Source organism: Actinomadura luzonensis (assembly GCF_022664455.2).
Classification (GTDB): Bacteria; Actinomycetota; Actinomycetes; order Streptosporangiales; family Streptosporangiaceae; genus Nonomuraea; species Nonomuraea luzonensis.
Genome location: NZ_JAKRKC020000001.1, coordinates 4485340 through 4508108, shown reverse-complemented (window position 1 = coordinate 4508108; position 22769 = coordinate 4485340). Strand labels below are relative to the sequence as shown.

Here is a 22769-nt window from a genome sequence, read left to right as displayed (position 1 = left end):
GCATCGCAACCGACAGGGTTGCGATGCCCCTGGCTGTCATCCGAACGCTGCGTCCATTCGCGCATTCGTCTCGGCAATCGCTTCCTTGGCGAGCGCCTCCTTTACAGCTTTTTTCAAATCTCTAACGGCTTTTCTGCGCGTCGCGCCCTTCGGGTTGTACTGGAAGCTGTATGTGACCTTCGCGTTCTTGTACCTTCCGATCCACTTGTCGCATTGAAAGTCGCAGGGGCTGTACTCCGTATAAATTCTTCTGACATTCGCGTCTGGAATGCCCAGTTCCTCAAGCTCCATTCTGATGATCTTTTCGGCATGCCGTCCTTTGCTGACTCTGCTGATGGTCCGAATGTTCCCGTCGAGATCTACATATTCCCAGACGGAAACGTTGCGGCCACCAGTAATGCCCTCGGACTTCCGGAATTCAATAGCCTTTTTGCTGAGGCCGGCGCCGTAGTCGATCTGGCCTTCGAGAGCTTCTTCCTCCGCGTTGGAGAGATGCTGTCTAGGCTTTACGCTGCTGCCCTTGGAAGCGGGCGTGTTACCCTTACTCGTGGTCTGAGCCTGCCGCCAGCGAATATTCGCAAACCGGTCAGCTCCATCCGCCATGGCCGCAGCTCCGACAGCTGCTGCTGCCACTCCGCCTACGACCGCCCAGCAACTGCCTCCTGCCGCCGGAGCCGTCAGCGGGCACGCTGCGGCACCTACAACAGAGATGCTTATGCCTTCGTATGCTGCGTATGCGCCTAGAGCCATTTCGCCTGCGCTCAGAGCGGCATCGCGAATATTATCCCTGTTGTTATCGAGCCAGCTCGCCGCGCTGTCCCAGAAATCGTGCCCATCTATTTCGATCCCGCCAATGGGGTTCCCGCCAGCGAAGGTGTAGCGATTGCTGGTCCATGGATCCAGGCCCAGGGCTAGATCATCTAGGGCTCCGTTATAGGAGTCGAGGCTGAGGAAGCGGTTGAGGCCCGGGTTGTAGTCGCGGAACCCCATGTCGTACATGCCGGTGGAGTTGTCCCAGCGCTTGGCGTTGAAGCGGTAGGGGTTGTACTCCTCCTTGGCGGTGGGGTCCACGGGGTCGGGCTTGTCGACGCCGGTGAAGAGCTTGTCGTCGTTCTTGCCGTAGGCGGTGTAGCCGTAGGTGGCGCGGGTGTCGCCCGTGTCCGCGGTGATCTGTTCGACGTCGGTGTGCGGGTTGTAGCCGTAGTAGGAGGACTCCTCCGAACTGTCGGCCTTGATCTTCACCTGGGACAGGCGCTCGCCCCAAGGTGAGTACTGGAAGGATTTGGTGAGCTTGCCGGCCACTTCTTCGTCCAGGACCTCGCCGGAGAGGCCGAGGTAGGAGTAGGTGGTGGTCTTGGCGGAGGCTGTGCCTTCCTTTTCTGTCTTAGTGGTCGTGCGGTCGAGCGGGTCGTAGGTGTAGGTAGTTACCGTTGAAGTGGCGCCGTCGGTGCCGAGTTTTTCGTGTTTGGTGACGTGGTCGAAGCCGTCGTAGGTGTACTTCTCCCAGGTCTTGCCGCCGCCCTGGATGGTGCGCAGCCGGCCGTAGGGGTCGTAGGTGTAGGTCGATGTCTGGCCGTTGGTGACCGAGGTCATCAGGCGGTTGCGGTCGTAGGTGAAGGTGGTCTTCTTGCCGAGGACTTCCTCCTCCCACACGTTGCTGTTGGGGTCGTGGGAGTAGGTCTCGGTCTCGGCCGTGCCGCCGCCGGTCGGGGTCTTGACGGTCTTGGCGATGCGGTCGCGGGGGTCGTAGGTGTAGGCGTAGGTGTTGTCGAGGTAGGCGCCTGGGTTGTCGGCGTTCTGAATCTTGGCGTGATCGCTGGCCCGCTGCAGGTTGCCCTGGTATCCGATGGTGTGCTCGGCCACGATGGCGGCGTTGGGCTTCTTCTCCACCGAGTGGCGTAGGACGCCGGACAGGAAGTAGTCGTAGGTGACGGTGTTGTTGTTGGCCTTGGTCTCGCTCTGGCGTTCGGCGCGCGGGGTGTAGGTGTAGGCGGTGGTCTTGGGTGACGGGTCGGTGGCCGTCTTCTTGTTGACCACCTGGTTGACGAGGTCGCGCACGTCGTAGCCGTAGGTGGCCACCGTCTTGTCATGGGTGCGGACGGTGACGGCGCTGTTCTCGTTGTAGTCGTAGGTGGTGGTGTTCTTCAGGACGCCGTCGAGCTTTTCCTGGATCTTCTCGATCTGGTTGAGGTTGGTGTAGGCGATGTCCCACAGGTCGATCTTGGCGGTGGGGGAGTTGTCGTCGATCTGGGTCAGGTTCGCGTTGACGTCGTAGGTGTAGGAGAAGTCCTTCTTCTCGGTGTCATTGGCGCCGCCGGGGTCGCGGACGAGCTTGACGGCGTCGGCGACGACGGTGCCGTTGGCGGCGTCGGTGAGGGTGATGCTGTGGGCGGTGCCGGCGGTGAAGGTGTAGGAGCCGAGTTCGACCCAGGTGCCGGCGTTCTTGGTCTGGTCGACGACCACGTCAGCGGTGCCGCCGTCGTGCTTGACGGTGTATTTGGCGTTGGTGGCGGTGGCGCCGGAGGGGTACTGGACGGCGACCTTGTAGGTGCCGGCGGTGGGGGTGGTCAGGTTCCAGGTGAAGCTGCTCTGGCCGGTGCCGGCCGGAGCGGTGGCGTAGTCGTAGCCGACGAACCCGGTGGAGGCGGCGACCTGCGGGCCGGCGATGTTGGAGGCGGAGGCGCCTGAGGTCGGTGTCCAGGAGCCGGTGGCGACGACCTGGCCGGTGTCGGAGTTGTCCTCCAGCACGACGTCGAGGCCGAGTGGGACGCCGTTGTCGGAGTGGGTCTTGAGTTTGCCGTCGGGGTAGTAGTCCCAGTCCAGCGCGCGCTGGGAGGAGCCGCCCGCGGAGGTGACGGTGCGGTTGGTCTGCAGGCCCAGCTTGTTGTAGTCGTAGGTGGTCTTGATGTCCCACGGGTCGGTGGTGGTCCTGGACCAGCCGTTGTCCCAGTAGGTCATCTTGGTGATGTTGCGGATGGTCTGCCCGTGGGAGGGCGGCGCGGAGATCTCCTTCAGCTGGGAGACCTCGTCGTAGGCGTAGGTGACGCTGTCGGGCTGGTTGTAGACCGGGTCGTCCTTGTCGAAGGGGTAGATCTCCTCGACCGGCCTGTTGAGCTTGTCGTACTTGGTTTCGGCGATGAAGTCGGTGGGGTCGTCGGCGGTCTCCACGCCGCGCGGGGTGATGGTCTTGGTCTTGTTGCCGACCTGGTCGTAGGCGTACTGGGTGGTGATGTACTTGATGTCGCCGTCGACGTTGGCGTGCGGGACCTTGGTCTCGATCACGGCGCCGCGCTTGTCGTACGTCGTGATCGTCTTGTTGTTCTCTTGGTCGGTCTGCCCGACCACAAGCCCGTCCAGGTCGTAGTCGACCGAGGTGACGAAGCCGGCCGCGTCCTTGGACGTCTTGACCTGGTGGTTGAGGTCGTAGGTGTAGGTGGCGGTGTAGTCGGCGGCGTCGGCGGTGGCGTTCTTGCGGGGGTCGATGACCTTGGTGGTGTTGCCGACGTTGTCGTACTCGTAGGTGATCTTGTGCTGGTCGGCGTTGAGGACGTCGGTCAGCTGGTAGATCGGGTCGTAGACGTAGGTGGTGGTGAAGTCGGTCGCGGTCGCGCCGGCCAGGTTGCCCTTCGGCTCGGTCTGGGTCTTGAGGTTGCCGGCCAGGTCCCAGGTGAAGGTCGCCTTGCGCTCCGGGCTGGTGTCGCTGTCCTTGGGCAGCAGCGATTCGGTGAGCTGGTCGGCCGCGTCATAGGCGGCGGTGGCCACGGCGCCATTCGGAGCGGTGGATTTGGTGATGTTGTCGTTGCGGTCGTAGACCGGGGCCGGGGTGACGATGAAGTCGTTCTTGTCCTGGTCCTTGGGGACCTTCGACTCCAGCGGACGCTTGAAGACGTCGTAGGTCTGGGTGGTCTTCTTGCCCAGCGCGTCGGTGACGGACAGGACGTTGCCGCGCACGTCGTAGACGGTGGTGGTGACGTTGTTGTAGGCGTCGGTGATGGTCTTGGGGTAGCCGGTCGGGTCGTAGTCGCCGAACGTGGTGGGGTTGGTGTTGGCATCCGTCGACTTGAGCAGCTGGCCGTAGCCGTCGTAGTCGTACTTCGTGGTGTAGTCGTCGACTGTCGCGGTTTCGACGCCGAGCGGGTCGGTGACCGTTTTGAGGTTGCCCTTGGCGTCGTAGCCGAACTTCCACTTGCGACCTTCGGGCGAGGTCTTCTCGATCAGGTCGGCGACGTAGCCGTTCAGGCCGGTCTGGTAGACCAGAGTGGTGGGGGTGGTCCCGTTCTTATTGGCCTCGGCGTCCTTCAGCTCCAGCGGGTACCCGGTCTTCTGGTCGAAGGCCCACGTCGCGTACGCCTGGTTCGCCTCGGTCAGCTTGACGACGTTGTGGTCGGGGTCCCACTGCAGACTCGTGGTCTCGTTCTTGGCGTTGGTGATCGACTCAGGTCTGCCGTAGGCGTCCAGCACATACTTGGTCGGGTGCTGGAGCGGGTCGGTGACCGTGGCGTTGATCACGCCGCCTTGCGGGCCGTCCGGGTCGACGTAGTCGAACTTGGTCACGCCGTCGAGGCGGTCCGTGAGGGTTTCGATCTTCCACAGGTCCTTGGGGTCGACCGGCGCCTCGTAGTACTTCAGGTCGGTGTCGTTGCCCCGGGGGTCCTTGACGCTGACGAGCTTGACGTTCTTGTTGCCCTGGGTGGCGTCGTAGCGGAACCGGAACGTTTTGGCCTGTTCGTCACCGGCACCGTCGATCATCCGAGCCATCAGGCCCTTGTCGGTGTAGTCGAAGGTGACCTTGCGACCGGCGATGTCGGTGATCGACTCGACGTTGTCGATGATGTGCGGGTTGGTCAGCTTGGTGTCGTCGACCGGCTGCCAGGTCGTGTCGTCGATGTAGGTGTAGTTCTGGCCCTTCTTGTAGTACGAAAGGCTCAGCGTCTTACGGCCGGTGGCGTCCGTGATGTACTGCAGGAACTTGGTGGGCTTGTTGTTGGAACGGCGCCGTTCGTAGGTGAACGACATGGTGTTGCCGTTCTTGTCGACGATCGCCGACTGGAAGCCCTCGTCGTCGAAGAAGAACTGAGTGCGGTCGGGCTTGGTGAACACCCACTGACGCAGCGGGTCGGTGCTGCGGCGGGTGGGATCGTCGGGGCGGGCGACCTGTTGCAGGTACAGGTGCACGCCGCGCGGGTTCTTGTAGGCGCAGGTGGAGGGGTTGCAGGTGGAGGTGTCGGTGCCTTCGGGCAGCGTCCACACGTGTGTGGTGCCGTCGCCGTCGGTCAGCCGCACCTGGGAGGGCCAGTCCTGGCCGGGTGGGTGGAACTGCAGCTGCGAGCCCAGCTTGGCCAGTGTCGAGGTCTGCAGCGACCAGCCGTAGCCGAGCGAGGCCGTGCTGGTGTCGAGGCTGTTGTAGGTCATGCGGGCGAACGTCTGCGGACCGCGCGAGGGGTTGGAGAAGGCGTTGTAGCTCCACACCACGTTCCCCGCGTACGGGTTGACCAGCGCGGTCGTTCCGGCGCCGGTGTTCTTGCCGGTGTAGGCGTAGAACTTCTCCAGGCCGAGCAGGTCACTGGTCGGGGAGTCGACGCGGATCTGTTGGGGTAGTTCGGGCAGGTGGTGGGTGGCAGACTTCCAGTTGTTGGTGACGGTGTCCTGCACGTCCCATACCAGCACCGCGCCTTCGGCCAGGTTCGTGCTGCTTGCGGTGGGAGCCTTGACGGTGGCGTAGACCACGGTCGACTCGCCCGGCGCGAGACTGGTCGGCAGTTGCTTCCTGAGCTGGTTGTCGGCGGTGGAGATGTCGGTGCCGTCGGGCAGTTGCCAGTGGTAGGAGACTGCGGTGGAGGCTGCTGTCCAGGTCTCGGCGGTGGTGTTGGTCACCACCACCGGCAGTTCACGGCTTTCGCCCGCGTTCAGCCGCTCCGGCGTGCCGGGCACGTAGAACGCCGAGGACCCGGAGGTCTTCTCCGCGTACTCCACCCGCAGGCGGGGCCGCAGCACGCTTTCGTCGGCCTCGGTGGCCAGGAAGGAGGCCGACTGCTTGGCCGTACCGGCCTCGTTGGCGACCTTGACCAGCAGGCCCTTGTTGCTTGCCGGGTCACTCACCCAGGCCTTCGCGGCGTCGGTGACAGTCCATCGCCGCCACCCCGGAGTGGCCGTGACCGCGGTGACGGTGCCGAGCGCGGCGGCGTCGAAGTCGCCGCCCGCCGTCGTCCACGGATTGGTCCACGTGGCTGTCTCGTCGAAGGTCTTGGTCAGCTTGTGCGCGGTGAAGCTCGCCCCCGACCCGGTCGAGGTGGCCCCCCACAGGGACAGCGTGGTCTGGCTGATCTGCGCATCGGCGGGGATTTCGGCGGCGAAGTCGTCGAACTTCACGACCGCGCGGGTATTGGCTTGGGCGGTGGCGGTGTTGCCGACCTGCAGCCGTTTTTGGCCGAGCATCACGTCATGGGCGATGGACGGCTCGCCGGAGGCCAGGGTGGTGTCCGCCGACCCGTACAGCGTTTTGGCGATCTTGCCGGGGCGCGGCAGGATCACCGTCAGCTCCTGGGACGGCGAGCGCTGCCCGTTCTTCAGCACCGCGGTCACCCAGTAGGTGGCCTCGTGGACGTAGGAGGGGTCGGACACCGCATCGGGGTCGCCGCCGCTGGAGGTGTCGGTGTAGGAGGTGATGTCGGTCGGCAGCGTGGTGACCAGCTCGTCGCCCAGGCTGGAGGTGCCGTTGCCGAGCTGACACCCGGACGGGCAGTGCCGGTACAGCTCGTAGCCGACCAGGTCATCGGCGTCGTTGCCGGGGGTGGGGTCCTGGTAGGCGGTCCAGGACAGCGACGCACCGACCGAGGTGGCCGTGGTGACCGGCTTGAGTGTCACGCTGGGGGTGCCGTAGGTGACCACCAGCTTGGGGAAGTTGACGGTCTCGCCGGTCATGCCGTCGCCGCCGTAGACGTCGGCGGCGGCCTCGTACACCGGCCCGCCGACCTTGCCGGTGGTGGACTCGTCGGCCGCCTTGAGCATGAACCCGGGAGTGTCGCCCTCGCTGGTCATCCACTTGTTGACCACGCCGGTGACGTCGAAGGAGTGCCAGCGCGACAGCTCGCCCGGGTTGCGCGTCACCGTCGCCGCTGCCGTAGTGGCGACGGCGGGCTGGTTGTTCCAGGTCACCAGCCACGAGTCCCAGTCGCCGGTGATCTCCCGCGCCTCCACCGTGACCGGCCCGGCCTCGCCCAAGGCCTGGTCGAAGTAGGTCTCCAACCTGGCCTGGTCGACCTGGGTGCCCAGCGGCATCGGCAGGTTGAAGTGCAGCAGCGCCCGGTTGATCGCGCCCGCGCTGGTCTTGCCCACCGGCAGGTTCCAGGCCTCATCGAAGTTGGTGCTCTTCTTGGCCGAGTCGATGTAGGTGTCGGTCGCCTCGGCGGCCTCCGGCTGGATGCGGATGGTCGGGTCGATCACCACCGGCCACTTGCGATCCGGCGCCGCCAGCCAACCGGCATCCGGAGCCAAGGTGATCGTCGCCTCGTCGCCCTGCTGCTGGACGGTTTGGGTGACCGCGTCGCTGGAGCGCTTGCCGTACGGAGAGGCGGCATCCGCCTCAGCGTCAATCATGAACGGCTTCGGGATCGTGAACGCCGGCGTTCCGTCCTCACCGAGGAAGGCGATTGACTCGTCCGGCTGCTCCTGCGCCGTCAGGCCGCCGGTCTTGACGGTGAATGCGAACGACGTTCCCGCCGCCGGCGCCTTGGACAAGGCCAGGTACTCCTTCACCCCCTCCTGGGTGACCTTGTAAACCAGGTCAGCACCGTCCCACACGCTCGGATAGGTGACGGTTGAGCCGTCGACTTTCGGCGTGAGCGGGCGCGCCGCACCCGGTACGCCGAGCGTGAGCTGATGTTCGCCGATCTTGATCCGGACCAGCTTGTCGGACTTGTCGCCGAAGCGGGTGCCATAGCCCGCCTTGTCATTGCCGTGGACGAACCCGTCCTCCGAGTTCGCTTCGATCCGGGTGTCGATCGGCTGCCAGTTGCCCTTGCTGTCCTGGTAGGAGACAGGGCGAGTGGAGACTTCGGCCTGCAGACGCCCGTCCTCCAGCTCGTACACGCTGGCGAATCGGGAACGCTTGCCGGGCACCTCCTTGACCCGTTTACCAGGGGGTGCCGCTTGTTTCCGCTGGGCCGCCTGTGAGGTGTCGCGGCCGGGCAGGGTGATTGGCCGCGTGGACGGGCGGGTCTCGCCCTCGGGGTCCTCCGTGAACCAGCCGGCCACGGTGGAGCTGGCCCAGGAGGTGAATTGAGACACCAGGCTGGGCGTGGTCGGCGATGAAGGCGTTTCTGCGAGGGCCGGAGTGGTTGGCGTGAGTGATGCCAGCAGTGTGAGAGCGGTCAGGGAAGCCGGCATGTTCCGCCACCGTGAACGGCGGCGGCGCCCCTGCGTCTCAGGGGATCGTTTTGGGGATAACGGTGACAACGAGGCACTCCAGTCCAGACAGGCCAGCAGAGGCTACCGAGAAGGGCGGGATAAAGATCGGCGGAGCAAAACATCCGCATCACGCCACAAATCGGGACATCTGGTCAATAATCACGCCGAGTGATTAGGGGCGACTTTCGAACACTCGCTCCCGCTCGCAGCGAGCGGCTCTCTCGCTGGCGTGATCCGCTACGAGCGGACCGCCTTGTCGACTCGCGGTCAATGTGACGGTGCGTAAACACCGCAGATCACGGAAGAACCTGACACAAGGCTGGAAATCTCCGACTCCCAGCAACTTCACAGCTAACTAACAAGCAGACCGAATTACCAGATCACAGCCACGCCTAACCTCTTGACGTGCGCCTGCGTCCCATGCGTAGATCAATGCGGTCTCGCGCCGCACGAAAGGGTCAGGCATGGGGTCGCGTCCGAGATGCAGTGTAAAAGGGAACGAGCGTAGGTTGCCGTGCTGAACCGTCCAAAGTTCGCACTACGCAAGGACCTACGCTCGTGGCACGCACACTACCGCCCGTTCAGGCCATCCGCGCCGAGATCGACGCCCTGTTCGCCGAAGGCCGTGACCTGGTCGAGGTCATCGAGGACGTCGCCCGGCTCGGCGCCCGCCTGATCATCCAGACCGCCGTCGAGGCCGAGGTGGACGCTTTCCTCGGCCGCGCCCGCTACCAGCGCGCCGCCGCCGTCACCGGCAGCGGCGAAGAGGAGACCGTGGTACGACCTGGCCACCGCAACGGGCACTGCCCCACCACCATCAAGACCACCACCGGAGCCGTCACCATCGCACGGCCCAAGCTGCGCGGCACCACCGAGGCGTTCGCCTCCCGCCTGTTCGGCACCGGCGTGACCCGCACCAACGCCCTGGAGACCCTGGTCATCGCCTCCTTCGTGCGTGGCTTGTCCGTGCGCGACGTCGAAGGCGCCCTGGCCGATGCCCTCGGCCCCGAGGCAGCACTGTCGAAGTCGACGGTCTCGACCATCTGCCAGGCCATCGTCGCCGAGTACGACGCCTGGAGCCGGCGCGACCTGACCGGCATCGAGCTGGACTACCTGTTCCTGGACGCCAGCCACTTCAAGATGCACGACGGCCAGCGCGCCGAGCCGGTGCTGGCCGCCTGGGGCATCACCACCGAGGGCAAACCCGTCTTCATCGGCCTGTCGGCCGCCGCGGCCGAGTCGACCGACGCCTGGCACGACTTCCTAACCGACCTGGCCATCCGCGGGCTGCGTCCGCCGCTCCTGGTCATCTCCGACGGCGCGCCCGGCCTCATCGCCGCTGCCGAGCAGGCATTTCCCCGCTCGCTGCGCCAGCGCTGTGTGATCCACAAATGCCGCAACGTCCTGTCGAAGGTCAGCGCCGGCGACCAGGCCGAGGTCAAGGCCGCCTTCTGGAACATCTTCGACACCAGCAGCCTGAACAACGACGGCACGGAGATCGAGCCCGGCCCGGCCCTGGTGGCCTGGGTACAGGCCCGCATCGACGCCTTCGCCGAGACCTGGGGCGGACGCTACCCGGCCGCGGTCAAGAGCCTGCTGACCGACCGGCAGAGCCTGACCACCTACCTGCGCTTCCCGCCCGAGCACCACAAACGCATCCGCCACTCCAACTTCATCGAGCGCACCTTCGGGGAGACCCGCCGCCGCGTCAAGGTCATCGGCCGCTTCCCCGGCGAGACCTCCTGCGTCTCCCTCGTGTGGGCGGTGCTGGACCGGGCCGCGCGAGGCTGGCGCGGCTTCGCCATGACCAGCAAGGGCCTGCGCATCCTTCAAGACCTGCGCCGTGCCCTGCTCCACCCGCCCGCCCAGCTTCGCCCGACCAGCACCACGACGGCCGAGTCGACACCCGACACGGTGGCCGCCTAAGATCGCTCCACGGCACCTACCTCGTTGAGCCTTTTACACCGCTCCGAAGACGCGACCCAGGCATGGCACCACGTCACCTCATCGGCCGTGACGCCGGGCCCCTCACCAATGCCAGCCCACCAAAATCCTCCCCCGGAAGTCCCTCAACCTCTCGCCCTGGATTCCGGACCTGGTCGCCACTATCCCTGGCCCGGACTCCATGCTTCGGGCAACGCGGGTCCGAATGCTGACAGCCGCCTTGACGAGCACAGGCGTCTCGTGGCTAGATCGAGCCGATTCCAAGAGATCGACAGAAGGGATCAGGATGGCATCGATCGGACAGCGCTCTCTCACGTGACAGCGCAGTCGTCTTCGCTGCCTCCCAAACGCCGTCGTCTTCCCGCATCACTCCTAAAGATCACCATCCTGTCAGCGGGCATTCTGTCCCTGGCTTTGGCCGCCATCGTGATCGGCCTTCCTGGCTTTCCCACCCCCTGGACCTGTTCGACACGCCCCACGACAGCGATGGCGCGGCTCCACCTGCAGCCGCGTGTCAATCCCCTCAAAGCGTAGAGACGGTCCTATGCCACAGCAGCCCTCAGCAGGGCCATTGACGCTTGCCTCTTCTCGATCATGTGACGCTCGAATGTGACGGGCGGAAGCCCATCGTTGGCACTGTGCCGCCGCCTGACGTTGTAGAAATCGGTGATCCAAGTCGCGATCTTCAGCCGAGCCTCCGCCCGCGTCCGAAAACGCTGCCGGTGCACGTACTCAACCTTGAGCGTGCTGTTGAACGCCTCCGAGGCGGCATTGTCGAGCGCACATCCCACCCGGCCCATCGACTGCACCACTCCATGCGTACGGCATTCGGCCTGGTAGCGGGCGGCAGTGTACTCCGACCCGCGATCCGAGTGAAAGATCACCCCGTCCACGTCGCCGCCCCGGGTCGCGACCGCCATCTGCAGCGAAGCGACCGTCAGCGCCGCGTCGTGATGCTCCGACATCGCATAACCGAGCAGCCGGCGAGAGAACAGATTCTCGACCGTGGCCAGGTACAGCGGCCCCTCGTCGGTGTCGATCATCGTGCCATCGCCCACCCACAGCACATCAGGCGCGACCGCGGTGAACTTCCGTCCGACCAGGTCCGGCGCCGCCACTCGCTTGCCCTGCCGGGTCAGCGACCTGCGCTTCTTCGGCGGCCGACTGGCCAGCCCGAGCTCGGCCATCCTCGACGCCACGGTGTTCTCCGACACCTTCCAGCCCAGCTCGTGCAGGTCCTGGGTGATCCAGGGCGAGCCATAGGTGCCGCCCGAGGCCTCGAACAGGCGCTTGATCTCTTCATCCAGCCGCCCGCCGCTGCTGCCGCGCCGTCGGGCGGCCTGGCCGATGCGTCTCCGCCACTTGTAAAACCACGGCTGCGAGACGCCCAGCGAACAGCATGGTCAACGCCATGATCGGTCTTCTGGGAGCAGATGAAGGCCGCCACGCTCACCGGCCCATCGCCTCTTTGACCCACAAGACCACCGAACGCTTGAGGACATCACGCTCGTCCTCCAGCTGCTCGCGCTGCTTCTCCCAGGCGGCCTTCTCCCGGGCATGCTGCTTGACCAGCTCGGCCTTCTCCCGCCGCAGCCGGGCCAGTTCCTCCGCCGCCGATTCCTTCAGCGTCGTACTCCTCGTGCCGTTGCCGCCGTCCTGGCCGGCGGCGTGCCGGTCCATCTGCACCCAGTTGTGCAGCGTGTAGGCGTTGATACCAAGATCTTTCGCGACGTGCGCGACGGGCTTGCCGGTCTCCTTGACGATGCGCACCGCACCCGCCCGGAACTCCGGTTCAAACCTACGCCTGGTGCCTCCCACGACCCAACCTCATCTGAGGGCGATTCGAGAGTCCATGCCTGTGATATCGCAGTGTGGTTGAGTGAATCTGTAGCGTTATGCCTGCCTGGTGGGCGTGGGTGTGCTGGGATGGCGGCGTGACTGAGCGCAAGCCATACGCGAGCGACTTATCCGATGAGCGGTGGGCCCTGATCGAGCCGGTCATCACGGCCTGGAAGGCCGTGCACCCCTCGGTCAGCGGCCACCAGGGCAGATACGAGATGCACGAGATCGTCAACGCCCTGCTATACCAGAGCCGCACCGGCTGCCAGTGGAACATGCTGCCCCACGACCTGCCACCTCGTAGCGCAGTGGTCTACTACTACACCGCCTGGCGCAGGGACGGCATCGACAAGACCATCCATGACCTGCTGCGGTTTCAGGTCCGGGAGAAGGCGGGGCGATTCGAGTTGAAGGCGTGATGTCGTCCAGGGTCGCGTCCTCGGAGGACACTGTTGGCGAATGCGGTTCTAGTGCGGTCGTAGCCGGGCGAACGGGGAGATCCTGGTTTTGGCCAGCGGGGTTGCGGTCAGCCAGGCGTCGATGCGGATGAGGTTGATGGCTGCGGCGGTGAGCACATGCTGCAGGTGCGTCTTGTCCTGGCCGATGTAGCGGGATCGTCGCAGGCCACAGCAGCGTAAGGCTTGGGAGATCACCGCTTCGACGCCGGCGCGTTGCTGGTAGCGCCGCTGCCACGCAGTGGTGGATTGCGCTTGACGGGCTCGCCGTATGCTCTCGTGCTCGTCGCGGGTGCTCAGCGTCAGGGCGCGGGCGGCGCTTGCCGAGCGGGTGCACTGGGCGCGGACCGGGCAGGCAGTGCAGTGCCGTTGGTCGAAGTCGATGTGGATGGCGGGGTGTCCGGCGCGGCCGCGATGCGGTTTCCAGCGGATGCTGCGGTGACCTTGTGGGCAGGTGGCGTGCTCGGCGTCCCAGTCGATGGTGAAGTCGTCCAGGCTGAAGCCCTGTCCGGCTTTGGCCTGCCAGGAGACGTCCGGCCGGATCGGCCCGATCAGTTCGGTGGCGCCGGGGCCGGCCGCGGTGGTCAGGAGCTGGGCGTTGATGTAGCCGGTGTCGAGCAGATGCTCGCGGGGCGCCAGGTCGGCGCGGATGAGCGCGTTCTGGATGGCCGCGGTCATCTCCACGTCGGTGACGGTGGCGTCGGTGGTGGCCACGTGGGTGATCAGGTGGGGTGCGTCGGTGTCGCAGGTCTCGCTGTAGTGGACCTTGTAGCCGGTCCAGCCGATGCTGCGCTTGAGGCTGTGGCGTGCCTGGTCGTCGTAGGGGGAGGCGTTGCGCTGGCGCGAGGGCGGCAGATCCTTGGCATCGCGCAGGTGCATCTGGCCGTCGTCGGTGACGAACTGGTGGATCCAGGTGATCCGAAGCGCCTGCACGGCCGGGAGGTCGCGGAGTTGGCGGGGCGTGTCGGCGTGGTGGAGGGCCTGCAGCAGGGTGCGGCCGTCGTGCCCGGTCTGCTCGGCGTACGCGGTGCGCTCGGCCTTGTCCTGGGGCAGCCGGAAGTCCTCGATGCGTCGCGCGTAGCGGTCGAACCAGACCATCGGGACCCAGGCGGCCAGCCAGTCCGGTTCGGCCGTGGCGATGGCGTTGAGCGCGGCGCGCACATGTTCGGCGACGTTTTCCAGCCGGTTGAGCCGGCGGATCGCGGCCAGCACGTGAGTGGAGTCGGTGCGCTGCCGACCCGGCCGCTTCAGCAGGCCATGCTCGCGCAGCCGGTCCAAGACCAGGTCCAGCAGGTGTTCCGGGGCAGTGCCGGCGAACTGGCGGTCACGGAACTCACTCAGCACCGAATGATCGAATCCCGGATCGGTCAGCTCCAGCCCGAGCAGGTATTTCCAATCGATACGGGCACGGACGGCGGCTGCCGCCTGCCGGTCGGAGAGACTCCAGGAACTGCAGGACCGAGACGATCGCGAGCTGGTGCGGTGGCCAGGCCGGGCGGCCGCGCTGCGGGAACAGGTCGAGGAAGTCTCGGTCGGCGAACAGCGGACCGAGCGCGTCACGCAGACGCATGCACAGGCAGCCTTTGGGGAAAGCGCGGTGGGCGATCAGCTCCGTCTGAGCGGGGATCTCGCCCGGGACACGGGGATGAAGCGACATCTTGATCAGCCTTCACGATGCTGGTGGATGCACTCATCGTGCGCTCGGCGGGCCGATCAGCCCGGGCTCTTTGGCCAATTCGCCAACAGTGTCCTCCGAGGACGCGACCCGACCGCACTAGATGATCACCGCATTCGCCAACAGTGTCTCGGAGCGGTGTAAATAGCTCGACGAGGTAGGTGCCGTGGGTGGATCTTAGGCGGCCTCGGTGGTGGGTGCCAAGGCCGGGTCGTCGGTCGGGTGGAGCTGGGTGGGCGGGTGGAGCAGGGCTCGGCGGAGGTCGTGCAGGGTGCGCAGGCCCTTGCTGGTCATGGTGAAGCCGCGCCAGCCCCGCGAGGCGCGGTCCAGTACGGCCCAGACCAGGGACACGCAGCTGGTCTCGCCGGGGAAGCGGCCGATGACCTTGACGCGGCGGCGGGTCTCGCCGAAGGTGCGCTCGATGAAGTTGGAGTGCCGCACGCGCTTGTGGTGCTCGAGGGGGAAGCGCAGGTAGGTGGTCAGGCTCTGACGGTCGGTGAGCAGGCACTTGACCGCTGCCGGATAGCGGCCGGCCCACATGTCGGCGAAGGCGTCGATGCGCCGCTGCACCCAGTCGACGAGCTGCTGACCGACCTTGACGTCCTCGCCCAGCTCGGCGAGGTCGAAGATCTGCCAGTAGGCGGCCTTCACCTCGGCCTGGTCGCCGGCGCTGACCTTGGCCAGCACATTTCTAGCGCGATGCACCAGACACCTTTGGCGCAGCGAGCGGGCAAACACCTGCTCGGCGGCGCTGATCAGGCCGGGCGCGCCGTCGGAGATGATCAGCAGGGGTGGGCGCAGGCCGCGGGCGGTCAGGTCGGTGAGGAAGTCGTGCCAGGCGTCGGTGGATTCGGAGCCGGCGGCGGCCAGGCCGACGAAGACGGGCTTGCCTTCGGTGGTGATGCCCCAGGCGGCCAGGATCGGCTCGGCCCGCTGCCCGTCGTGCATCTTGAAGTGTGAGGCGTCCAGGAACAGGTAGTCCAGCTCCACCGCGGCAAGGTCGCGGCGGCACCAGGCGTCGTACTCGGCGACGATGGCCTGGCAGATCGTGGAGACCGTCGACTTGGACAGGGCGGCCTCGGGGCCGAGCGCGTCGGCCAGCGCGCCTTCGACATCGCGCGTCGACAGGCCGCGCACGAAGGAGGCGATGACCAGGGTTTCCAGCGCGTGGGTGCGGGTGACGCCGGTGCCGAACAGGCGGGAGGCGAACTTCTTGGTGGTGCCGCGCAGCTTCGGGCGGGCGATGGTGATCGGCCCGCTGGTGGTCTTGACGGTGGTCGGGCAGTGCCCGTTGCGGTGACCAGGCCGCACCGTCGTCTCTTCGCTGCTGTCTGCGGAGATGGTGGCGGCGCGTTGGTAGCGGGCGCGGCCGAGGAAGGCGTCCACCTCGGCTTCGACGGCGGTCTGGATGATCAGGCGGGCGCCGAGCCGGGCGACGTGCTCGATGACCTCGACCAGGTCACGGCCTTCGGTGAACAGGGCGTCGATCTCGGCGCGGATGGCTTGAACGGGCGGTAGTGTGCGTGCCACGAGCGTAGGTCCTTGCGTTGTGCGAACTTTGGTCGGTTCAGCACGGCAACCTACGCTCGTTCACTTTTACACCGCATCTCGGACGCGACCTCGAGCAACCGTTGAGTACCTTTCGGCGTTCGAACGCAGCCCGCCATCGCGACACGCTGACTGCCCGGCTCCGCCGCACGAGTGGCAGCCGTCCTGGCCGGATCAGGGCAAAGAGTGGCGGGCCAGATGTAGAAGTCGATACGCAGGCGGCATCTACGTGAGTTGACTTCTCTCCGAAGAACATGTGGCCAAGGCGTTCGGAACGCCACCCGTCCACGACCTGACGTGCCGGGCGGAGGCGGTGGGCTGGTGTGGATCACGGGTCTGTCCTTATGTCTATACAAAGAGTTGACATTGGGGTAGAACCGGGCCAAGCCTGTTGGTCTTGGAGGTGTCCTGTGAGACGTACCCCGATCGTGCTGGCCCTGCTGGGAGCGCTTGCCCTGACCGGCTGCTCATCTTCTGGCGGAGGGCAGAGCGGGCAAAGCGCCCCGGCCGCCGCGTCGCCGGCGCAACAAGGCGGGGGCGGCGCCAAGTACGCCGTCATCACCCACGGCGGCGCCGGCGACGCCTTCTGGGACGTGGTCAAGAACGGCGCCGAGGCCGCCGGCAAGCAGTACGGCGTGACCGTCACCTACCAGGGGGACGGCGACCCGGCCAAGCAGTCGCAGCTCATCGACCAGGCCGTGTCGGAGAAGGTGGACGGCCTGGTGGTCTCCATGGCCAACCCGGACGCGCTGAAGGAGTCGATCGGCAAGGCCGTCGCCGCGAAGATCCCCGTCGTGACGATCAACTCGGGGGCCGACTCCTCCAAGGCGTTCGGCGCCCTCACCCACGTCGGCCAGTCCGAGGACGTCGCCGGGCGCGGCGCGGGCGAGCAGCTCAAGGCGGCCGGCGTCACCAAGCTGCTGTGCGTCGTCCACGAGGCCGGCAACATCGGCCTCGACCAGCGCTGCAAGGGCGCCGAGCAGACCCTCGGCGGCACCGTCGAGCGGCTCCAGGTGGACATCGGCAACCTGGCCGACGTCACCTCCAAGGTCACCGCCAAGCTCCAGTCCGACAAACAGGTCAACGGCGTGCTGGCGCTCAACCCGGCGGTCGCCGTGGCCGCCAGGGACGCGATCAAGGACGCGGGCTCGCCGGCCAAGCTGGCCACGTTCGACCTGTCGGCCGACGTGGTGGACGCGGTCAAGGCCGGCGAGATCCTGTTCGCCGTCGACCAGCAGCAGTACCTCCAGGGCTACCTGCCCATCACGTTCCTGCACCTCTACACGGCCAACCTCAACACCGTCGGCGGCGGCCTGCCGGTCAACACCGGGCCCGGCTTCGTCACCAAGGACAACGCCGACCAGGTGGCCAAGCTGGCGGCGGCGGGCACCCGATGACGGCCACGGCGGCCGACGAGCGGGTCGCCCGGGTCGGTGTGGCGCGCCGGCTGCTCATCCGCCCCGAGCTGGGGGCGGTGGTCGGCGCGGTGCTGGTGTTCGCGTTCTTCGCCGCCCAGTCGGAGGTGTTCCGCTCGCCGGCCGGCATCGCCAACTGGCTGGACCCGGCCGCCACGCTCGGCATCATGGCGGTCGCGGTGGCGCTGCTGATGATCGGCGGCGAGTTCGACCTGTCGGCGGGCGTGCTGACCGGCACCAGCGGGCTGATCCTGGTCACGCTGGCCACCCGGTTCGGGTTCGACGTGTGGACGGCGATGCTGGCCGGGCTGGTGGTGGCGCTGGCCGTCGGGTTCGCCAACGGGCTCATCGTCACCAGGACCAGGCTGCCCAGCTTCATCGTCACGCTCGGCACGTTCCTCATGCTGCAGGGCGTCAACCTCGGCGTCACCAAGGCCATCACCGGCACCGTGCAGGTCGGCGGGCTGCGCCGGGCCGCCGGTTTCGAGGGGGCGAGCGCGCTGCTGGCCGGCACGATCGAGATCGGCGGCACCTCCTACCGGGTGGCGATCCTGTGGTGGCTGCTGGTCACCGCCGTGGCGACGTGGGTGCTCATGCGCACCCGCGCGGGCAACTGGATCTTCGCGGTCGGCGGCGACGAGCGGGCCGCGCGGGCGGTGGGCGTGCCGGCGGCCCGTACGAAGATCGCGCTGTTCATGACCACGGCGTTCGCCGCCTGGCTGGTCGGCTCGATCCTGGCGCTGCGCTACACCAGCGTCCAGGCCAACATCGGCATCGGCCAGGAGTTCATCTACATCATCGCGGCCGTGATCGGCGGCTGCCTGCTGACCGGCGGCTACGGCTCGGCCGTCGGCGCCGCGATCGGCGCGGTCATCTTCGGCATGGCCGACAAGGGCATCGTCTTCCTCGGCTGGGACGCCGACTGGTTCAAGTTCTTCCTGGGCGCGATGCTGCTGCTGGCCACGCTGGCCAACCGGCTGGTGCGCCGCTACGCCGAGGAGGTCCGGCATTGATCCTGGAGACGCGGAGGATCGGCAAGACGTTCGGGTCGGTGCTGGCGCTGCGCGAGGTGTCGATGGGCGTGGCGGCCGGGCAGGTGCTGTGCGTGCTCGGCGACAACGGCGCCGGCAAGTCGACGCTCATCAAGATCCTGTCGGGCGTGCACCAGCACGACACGGGCACGCTGCTGGTGGACGGCCGGGAGGTGCGCCTGGCGAGCCCGCGCGACGCCCTCGACCGCGGCATCGCCACCGTCTACCAGGACCTGGCGATGATCCCGCTGATGTCGGTGTGGCGCAACTTCTTCCTCGGCTCCGAGCCGCGCAAGGGCCTGGCCTTCGACGTGGCCAAGGCCCGGCGGGTGGCCCGCGAGGAGCTGCGGGCCATGGGCATCGACATCCGGGACGTGGACCAGCCGGTCGGGACGCTGTCCGGCGGCGAGCGGCAGTCGGTCGCCATCGCGCGGGCGGTGCACTTCGGGGCTCGGGTGCTCATCCTGGACGAGCCGACGTCCGCGCTCGGCGTCAAGCAGGCCGGGGTGGTGCTGCGCTACATCGCCCGCGCCCGCGACCGGGGCCTCGCCGTGGTCTTCATCACCCACAACCCGCACCACGCCTACCCGGTGGGCGACCGGTTCCTGCTGCTCAACCGGGGGACGAGCCTGGGCGAGCACGGCAAGGCCGACATCACCCCGCAGGAGCTGACCGCGCTCATGGCGGGCGGGGCCGAGCTGGAGGAGCTGGCGCACGAGCTCCGCCGCGAGTGAGGGGCCGGGCGGGCTTGGGGCGGAATTGACGGTTCCGGGCGGTCCGCTGGAGACGGGCGGAGGTACGACCACTTCGGCGTGCCGTAATCGAGAGCCCGGAGAGTCGCCCGTGACCACGATGATCAACAAGAAGGTCGTGCTGGAGCCGGCGGCGCGGGAGTTCGCCGAGGCGAACTCCAAGCGCCCCTTCATCTACGAGCTGCCGCCGGAGCAGGGGCGCGAGGTGCTGGAGAAGGTCCAGTCCGACCCGAACGTCCCCAAGCCGGACATCGACGAGGAGTGGATCCAGGTTCAGGGCGGCCCGACGGGCATCGTCCCGGTGCGCATCGTCAAGCCGCGCGGCGCCACCGGCACCCTGCCGGTGATCTTCTACATCCACGGCGCCGGCTGGGTGTTCGGCTCGGCCCACACCCACGACCGCCTGGTGCGGGAGCTCGCCGTGCACTGCGACGCGGCCGTGGTCTTCCCCGAGTACGACCGCGCCCCGGAGGCGAAGTACCCCACCCAGATCGAGCAGAACTACGCCGCCGCGCAGTGGGTGATGGAGCACGGCCGCGAGAAGGGCCTCGACCCGGACCGCATGGCCGTGGCCGGCGACTCGGTGGGCGGCAACATGTCCGCCGTGCTGGCCCTCATGGCCAAGGAGCGCGGCGACGTGCGGCTGCGCGGCCAGGTGCTGTTCTACCCCGTCACCGACGCGAACTTCGACACCGAGTCCTACCAGCAGTTCGCCACCGGCTACTACCTCAACCGCGACGGCATGAAGTGGTTCTGGGACCAGTACACGACCGACCCGGCGCAGCGCGCCGACAGCCACGCCTCGCCGCTGCGCGCCGGTGACGAGGAGCTGCGCGGCCTGCCGCCCGCGCTCGTCCTCAACGGCGAGGCGGACGTGCTGCGCGACGAGGGCGAGGCGTACGCGGCCCGGCTGCGCGAGGCGGGCGTGGACGTGACCGCGGTCCGGCTGGCCGGGATGGTCCACGACTTCGCGATGATCGACCTGCTGCGCGACACCAACGCCAACAAGGCCGCGATGGGCCTGGCCGTCCACGCGCTGCGGAACTGGCTGCATTCTTGATCTACCGGGTCCGGAGGCACGGCCGGGAGCTGCTGCGGAGCGGCCCCTTATTACCCGCCGCCGGCCGGGGCCAGCGGGCCCCGGCCGCCTCCAGGCCCGCCCAGGGGGTGGGGGAGCGGGGCCTGTCGTGGCATGCTCGTGGCAGCCGGAGGCCGGGCCGCGGGAAGGCCGGGCCGGAAGGAGGCACCGCCCTTGCCCGCCCACCCCGACGGCGGCCTGCTCGCCATCAGCGACCTGCACGTCTCCTACGCAGAGAACCGCGAGATCGTCGAGGACCTGAAGCCGCTCACCCCCGGCGACTGGCTGCTGGTCGCGGGCGACGTCGCCGACCGGCTGGAGGACATCGGCTGGGCGCTGCGGCTGCTCGCGGGCCGGTTCGAGCGGGTGGTGTGGACGCCGGGCAACCACGAGCTGTGGACCCCGCGCGGCGACCCGCCCGAGCTGCGGGGCGTGGCGCGCTACGAGCACCTGGTCGCGATGTGCCGCGAGCTGGGCGTCCTCACGCCCGAGGACCCGTACCCGCTGTGGGAGGGGCCGGGCGGTCCGGTGCGGATCGTGCCGCTGTTCCTGCTCTACGACTACACGTGGCTGCCGCCGGGCACCGCCTCCAAGGAGGAGGCGCTGGAGTACGCCCGCGGCACCGGCGTGGTCTGCACCGACGAGTACCTGCTGCACCCCGACCCGTACCCGAGCCGCGACGCCTGGTGCCGGGCCCGGGTGGCGGCCACCGAGGCCCGCCTCGCCGCCCTGCCCGCCGACGGCTTGCCGCTGGTGTTCGTCAACCACTACCCGCTGGTGCGCGAGCCGACGGACGTGCTGTGGTTCCCGGAGTTCGCGCAGTGGTGCGGCACCGACGCCACCCGCGACTGGCACCGCCGCTACCCGACCGCCGCCATGATCTACGGCCACCTGCACATCCCGCGCGTCACCACCTACGACGGGGTGCGGTTCGAGGAGGTCTCGCTCGGCTACCCCCGCGAGTGGCAGCGCCGCCCGCCCCGCGCCCGCCTGCTGCGCGACGTCCTGCCGTAGCGGGCGCTCAGGCGAGCGCCTGGGCGAGGGCGGCGCCGCAGGAGGCGGCGCCGAGACCGGCGACGATGCTGGCGGCCGCGTTGGCGACCGCGTGGAAGCGGGCGCCCTCCTCCAGCAGCCGCACCGTCTCGTAGCCGAGCGTCGAGTACGTCGTCAGCGCCCCGCAGAAACCGGTGCCGGCCAGTGCCATCACCGCGCCCTGGGCGGGCAGCGCGGCGAGGAAGGCGAGCAGCGCCGAGCCGGCGACGTTGACCGTGAGCGTCCCCCAGGGGAAGACGGTGTCGTGGCGGGCCTGCACGGCCCGGTCGGCCAGGTAGCGGAGCGGCGCCCCGACGGCCGCGCCCACGACGACGAGCAGCAGCGTCATCGCACCGCCGCCCGCGCCCCGGCGGCCCGGCGGGCCAGCCACATGCCGGTCGCGACGGCGGCCAGCGCGGCCGCCATCGTGCCGGCGAGGTAGACCAGCGCGGTCACCGGCGCGCCCGCGCCGAGCGTGCGCTGCACGTCCACCACGTACGTGGAGAACGTCGTGTAGCCGCCGAGCACCCCCACGCCGAGGAACGGCCGGACGAGCCGGTGCGCCCGCCGCACCTCGGTGATCACCACCATGAGCACGCCGATGAGCAGGCAGCCCGTGACGTTGACCGCGAACGTCGCCCACGGGAAGCCGCCCGGCGGGGCCGGCAGCGCGGACTGCGCGCCGTACCGGGCCAGCGCCCCGAGCGCGCCCCCGGCGGCGATGGCGGCCAGGACCGGCCAGTGCAGCTCGGCGCGCTGCGCCGGGACGTGGAGATCGACGTCCGGATCGATAGGGCGTTCGGTCACACAACCCTCCCCGTGTCAGAACAACTCAAGCCGGGAATTTCCCTAGAGATCTGGAAGCGCTCGGAGGCCCGATTGAGCACGAAGGACGCCCTCGCCCTTCTCGCAGGAGCCATCATCGCCGTTTCCTTCGTCGGCACCGCCAGGACGCCGCCCGCCACGGCGGCCAGCCCCCTGGGCAACGCCAGCGGCACGTTACCCGGTCTGGCTCCCATCATCTCCAACGCCGACAGGGCCCGGGCACGCGCCCTCATCCAGCGGCTCCCCACCCGGGGCCTCGGCTCCAACGCCGGCTACGAACGCACCCGGTACGGCGAGAACTGGGCCGACACGGCGAGCGGCGTGCCGTACGCGCGCAACGGCTGCCGCACCCGCGACGACCTGCTGGCCCGCGACGGCCGGGACGTGGAGTACCGCGCCGGCTCGCGCTGCGAGGTCGTGTCGATGACGCTGGAGGACCCCTACACCGGCCGGATCATCCACTGGCACAAGGACAACGCCGACGAGGTGCAGGTGGACCACGTGGTGCCGCTCAACTACGGCTGGCGGATGGGGGCGCCGCGCTGGCCGATGTCCAAGCGGCTCGACTTCGCCAACGACCCGCTCAACCTGCTGCCGGTGGACGGCGACGCCAACGAGCAGAAGGACGCCGCCGGCCCGTCGGGCTGGCTGCCGCCCCAGCGGCGGGTGCGCTGCGCCTACGTCACCCGCTTCGCGCAGGTCGCGGTGAAGTACGGCGTGCCGGTCACCCCGGCCGACAAGAAGGCGATGCTGGCCCAGTGCCGGTGAG

The 22769-nt window shown here is 67.9% G+C and carries 14 protein-coding genes and 1 pseudogene; 8 read left to right on the top strand and 7 right to left on the bottom strand.

The window, feature by feature from the left end; translation table 11 throughout:
* Positions 1-36: 36 nt before the first annotated feature.
* Positions 37-8385 (bottom strand): DNRLRE domain-containing protein, encoded by an 8349-nt coding sequence (locus MF672_RS21545; RefSeq protein ID WP_247815367.1) that lies wholly within the window; start codon positions 8383-8385, stop codon positions 37-39.
* Between the two features lie 579 nt (positions 8386-8964).
* Between MF672_RS21545 and MF672_RS21540 the strand changes: the two genes are divergently transcribed.
* A complete protein-coding gene (locus tag MF672_RS21540; RefSeq protein ID WP_247815236.1) occupies positions 8965-10332 on the top strand; it encodes an IS256 family transposase in 1368 nt (455 codons plus the stop codon).
* Positions 10333-10892: 560 nt separating this feature from the next.
* On the opposite strand, the gene MF672_RS21535 is transcribed toward MF672_RS21540, so the two are convergent.
* Together MF672_RS21535 and MF672_RS21530 are read right to left on the bottom strand one after the other, a co-directional pair.
* Entirely contained in the window at positions 10893-11741 is an 849-nt protein-coding gene (locus tag MF672_RS21535) for an IS3 family transposase (RefSeq protein ID WP_302893303.1), read from the bottom strand.
* A gap of 58 nt (positions 11742-11799) precedes the next feature.
* Positions 11800-12168, bottom strand: coding sequence for a transposase (locus MF672_RS21530; protein ID WP_302893244.1), 369 nt, complete (start codon positions 12166-12168; stop codon positions 11800-11802).
* Positions 12169-12284: 116 nt separating this feature from the next.
* Here MF672_RS21530 and MF672_RS21525 point away from each other — a divergent pair, with 116 nt between their 5' ends.
* A complete protein-coding gene (locus tag MF672_RS21525; RefSeq protein WP_407654735.1) occupies positions 12285-12608 on the top strand; it encodes a transposase in 324 nt (107 codons plus the stop codon).
* Between the two features lie 48 nt (positions 12609-12656).
* Here MF672_RS21525 and MF672_RS21520 read toward each other — a convergent pair.
* Positions 12657-14301, bottom strand: a pseudogene (locus MF672_RS21520) (IS1182 family transposase).
* 195 nt (positions 14302-14496) lie between these two features.
* Entirely contained in the window at positions 14497-15849 is a 1353-nt protein-coding gene (locus tag MF672_RS21515; protein ID WP_247815366.1) for an IS256 family transposase, read from the bottom strand.
* Positions 15850-16277: 428 nt separating this feature from the next.
* Between MF672_RS21515 and MF672_RS21510 the strand changes: the two genes are divergently transcribed.
* The 5 genes from MF672_RS21510 to MF672_RS21490 all read left to right on the top strand — a co-directional run bounded on the left by MF672_RS21510 (position 16278) and on the right by MF672_RS21490 (position 21157).
* Entirely contained in the window at positions 16278-17264 is a 987-nt protein-coding gene (locus MF672_RS21510; protein ID WP_242379252.1) for a sugar ABC transporter substrate-binding protein, read from the top strand.
* Positions 17261-18295: an ABC transporter permease gene (locus MF672_RS21505; protein ID WP_242379254.1), complete on the top strand. Its 1035-nt coding sequence runs from the start codon at positions 17261-17263 to the stop codon at positions 18293-18295. Before MF672_RS21510 ends, MF672_RS21505 begins: the two co-directional genes overlap by 4 nt.
* Complete coding sequence (locus MF672_RS21500) at positions 18292-19047, top strand: ATP-binding cassette domain-containing protein (RefSeq protein WP_242379256.1); 756 nt, start codon at positions 18292-18294, stop codon at positions 19045-19047. Before MF672_RS21505 ends, MF672_RS21500 begins: the two co-directional genes overlap by 4 nt.
* Before the next feature lie 118 nt (positions 19048-19165).
* Entirely contained in the window at positions 19166-20125 is a 960-nt protein-coding gene (locus MF672_RS21495) for an alpha/beta hydrolase (RefSeq protein WP_242379322.1), read from the top strand.
* 192 nt (positions 20126-20317) lie between these two features.
* Positions 20318-21157 carry a metallophosphoesterase family protein gene (locus tag MF672_RS21490; protein WP_242379258.1) on the top strand — a complete coding sequence of 280 codons (840 nt, stop codon included), beginning with the start codon at positions 20318-20320 and terminating at the stop codon, positions 21155-21157.
* Between the two features lie 7 nt (positions 21158-21164).
* On the opposite strand, the gene MF672_RS21485 is transcribed toward MF672_RS21490, so the two are convergent.
* Positions 21165-21524, bottom strand: coding sequence for a fluoride efflux transporter FluC (locus MF672_RS21485; RefSeq protein WP_242379260.1), 360 nt, complete (start codon positions 21522-21524; stop codon positions 21165-21167).
* Positions 21521-21982 (bottom strand): fluoride efflux transporter CrcB, encoded by a 462-nt coding sequence (crcB, locus tag MF672_RS21480; protein WP_242379262.1) that lies wholly within the window; start codon positions 21980-21982, stop codon positions 21521-21523. The genes MF672_RS21485 and crcB overlap by 4 nt, the downstream gene beginning before the upstream one ends.
* A 72-nt stretch (positions 21983-22054) precedes the next feature.
* Here crcB and MF672_RS21475 point away from each other — a divergent pair, with 72 nt between their 5' ends.
* Positions 22055-22768: an HNH endonuclease family protein gene (locus MF672_RS21475; RefSeq protein WP_242379264.1), complete on the top strand. Its 714-nt coding sequence runs from the start codon at positions 22055-22057 to the stop codon at positions 22766-22768.
* Position 22769: the final 1 nt, after the last annotated feature.

Coding starts and splice junctions, on each gene's coding strand:
- MF672_RS21505 (WP_242379254.1), top strand. CDS start 17,261: ATGACGGCCACGGCGGCCGACGAGCGGGTCGCCCGGGTCGGTGTGGCG.
- MF672_RS21545 (WP_247815367.1), bottom strand. CDS start 8,385: ATGCCGGCTTCCCTGACCGCTCTCACACTGCTGGCATCACTCACGCCA.
- MF672_RS21495 (WP_242379322.1), top strand. CDS start 19,166: ATGATCAACAAGAAGGTCGTGCTGGAGCCGGCGGCGCGGGAGTTCGCC.
- MF672_RS21485 (WP_242379260.1), bottom strand. CDS start 21,524: ATGACGCTGCTGCTCGTCGTCGTGGGCGCGGCCGTCGGGGCGCCGCTC.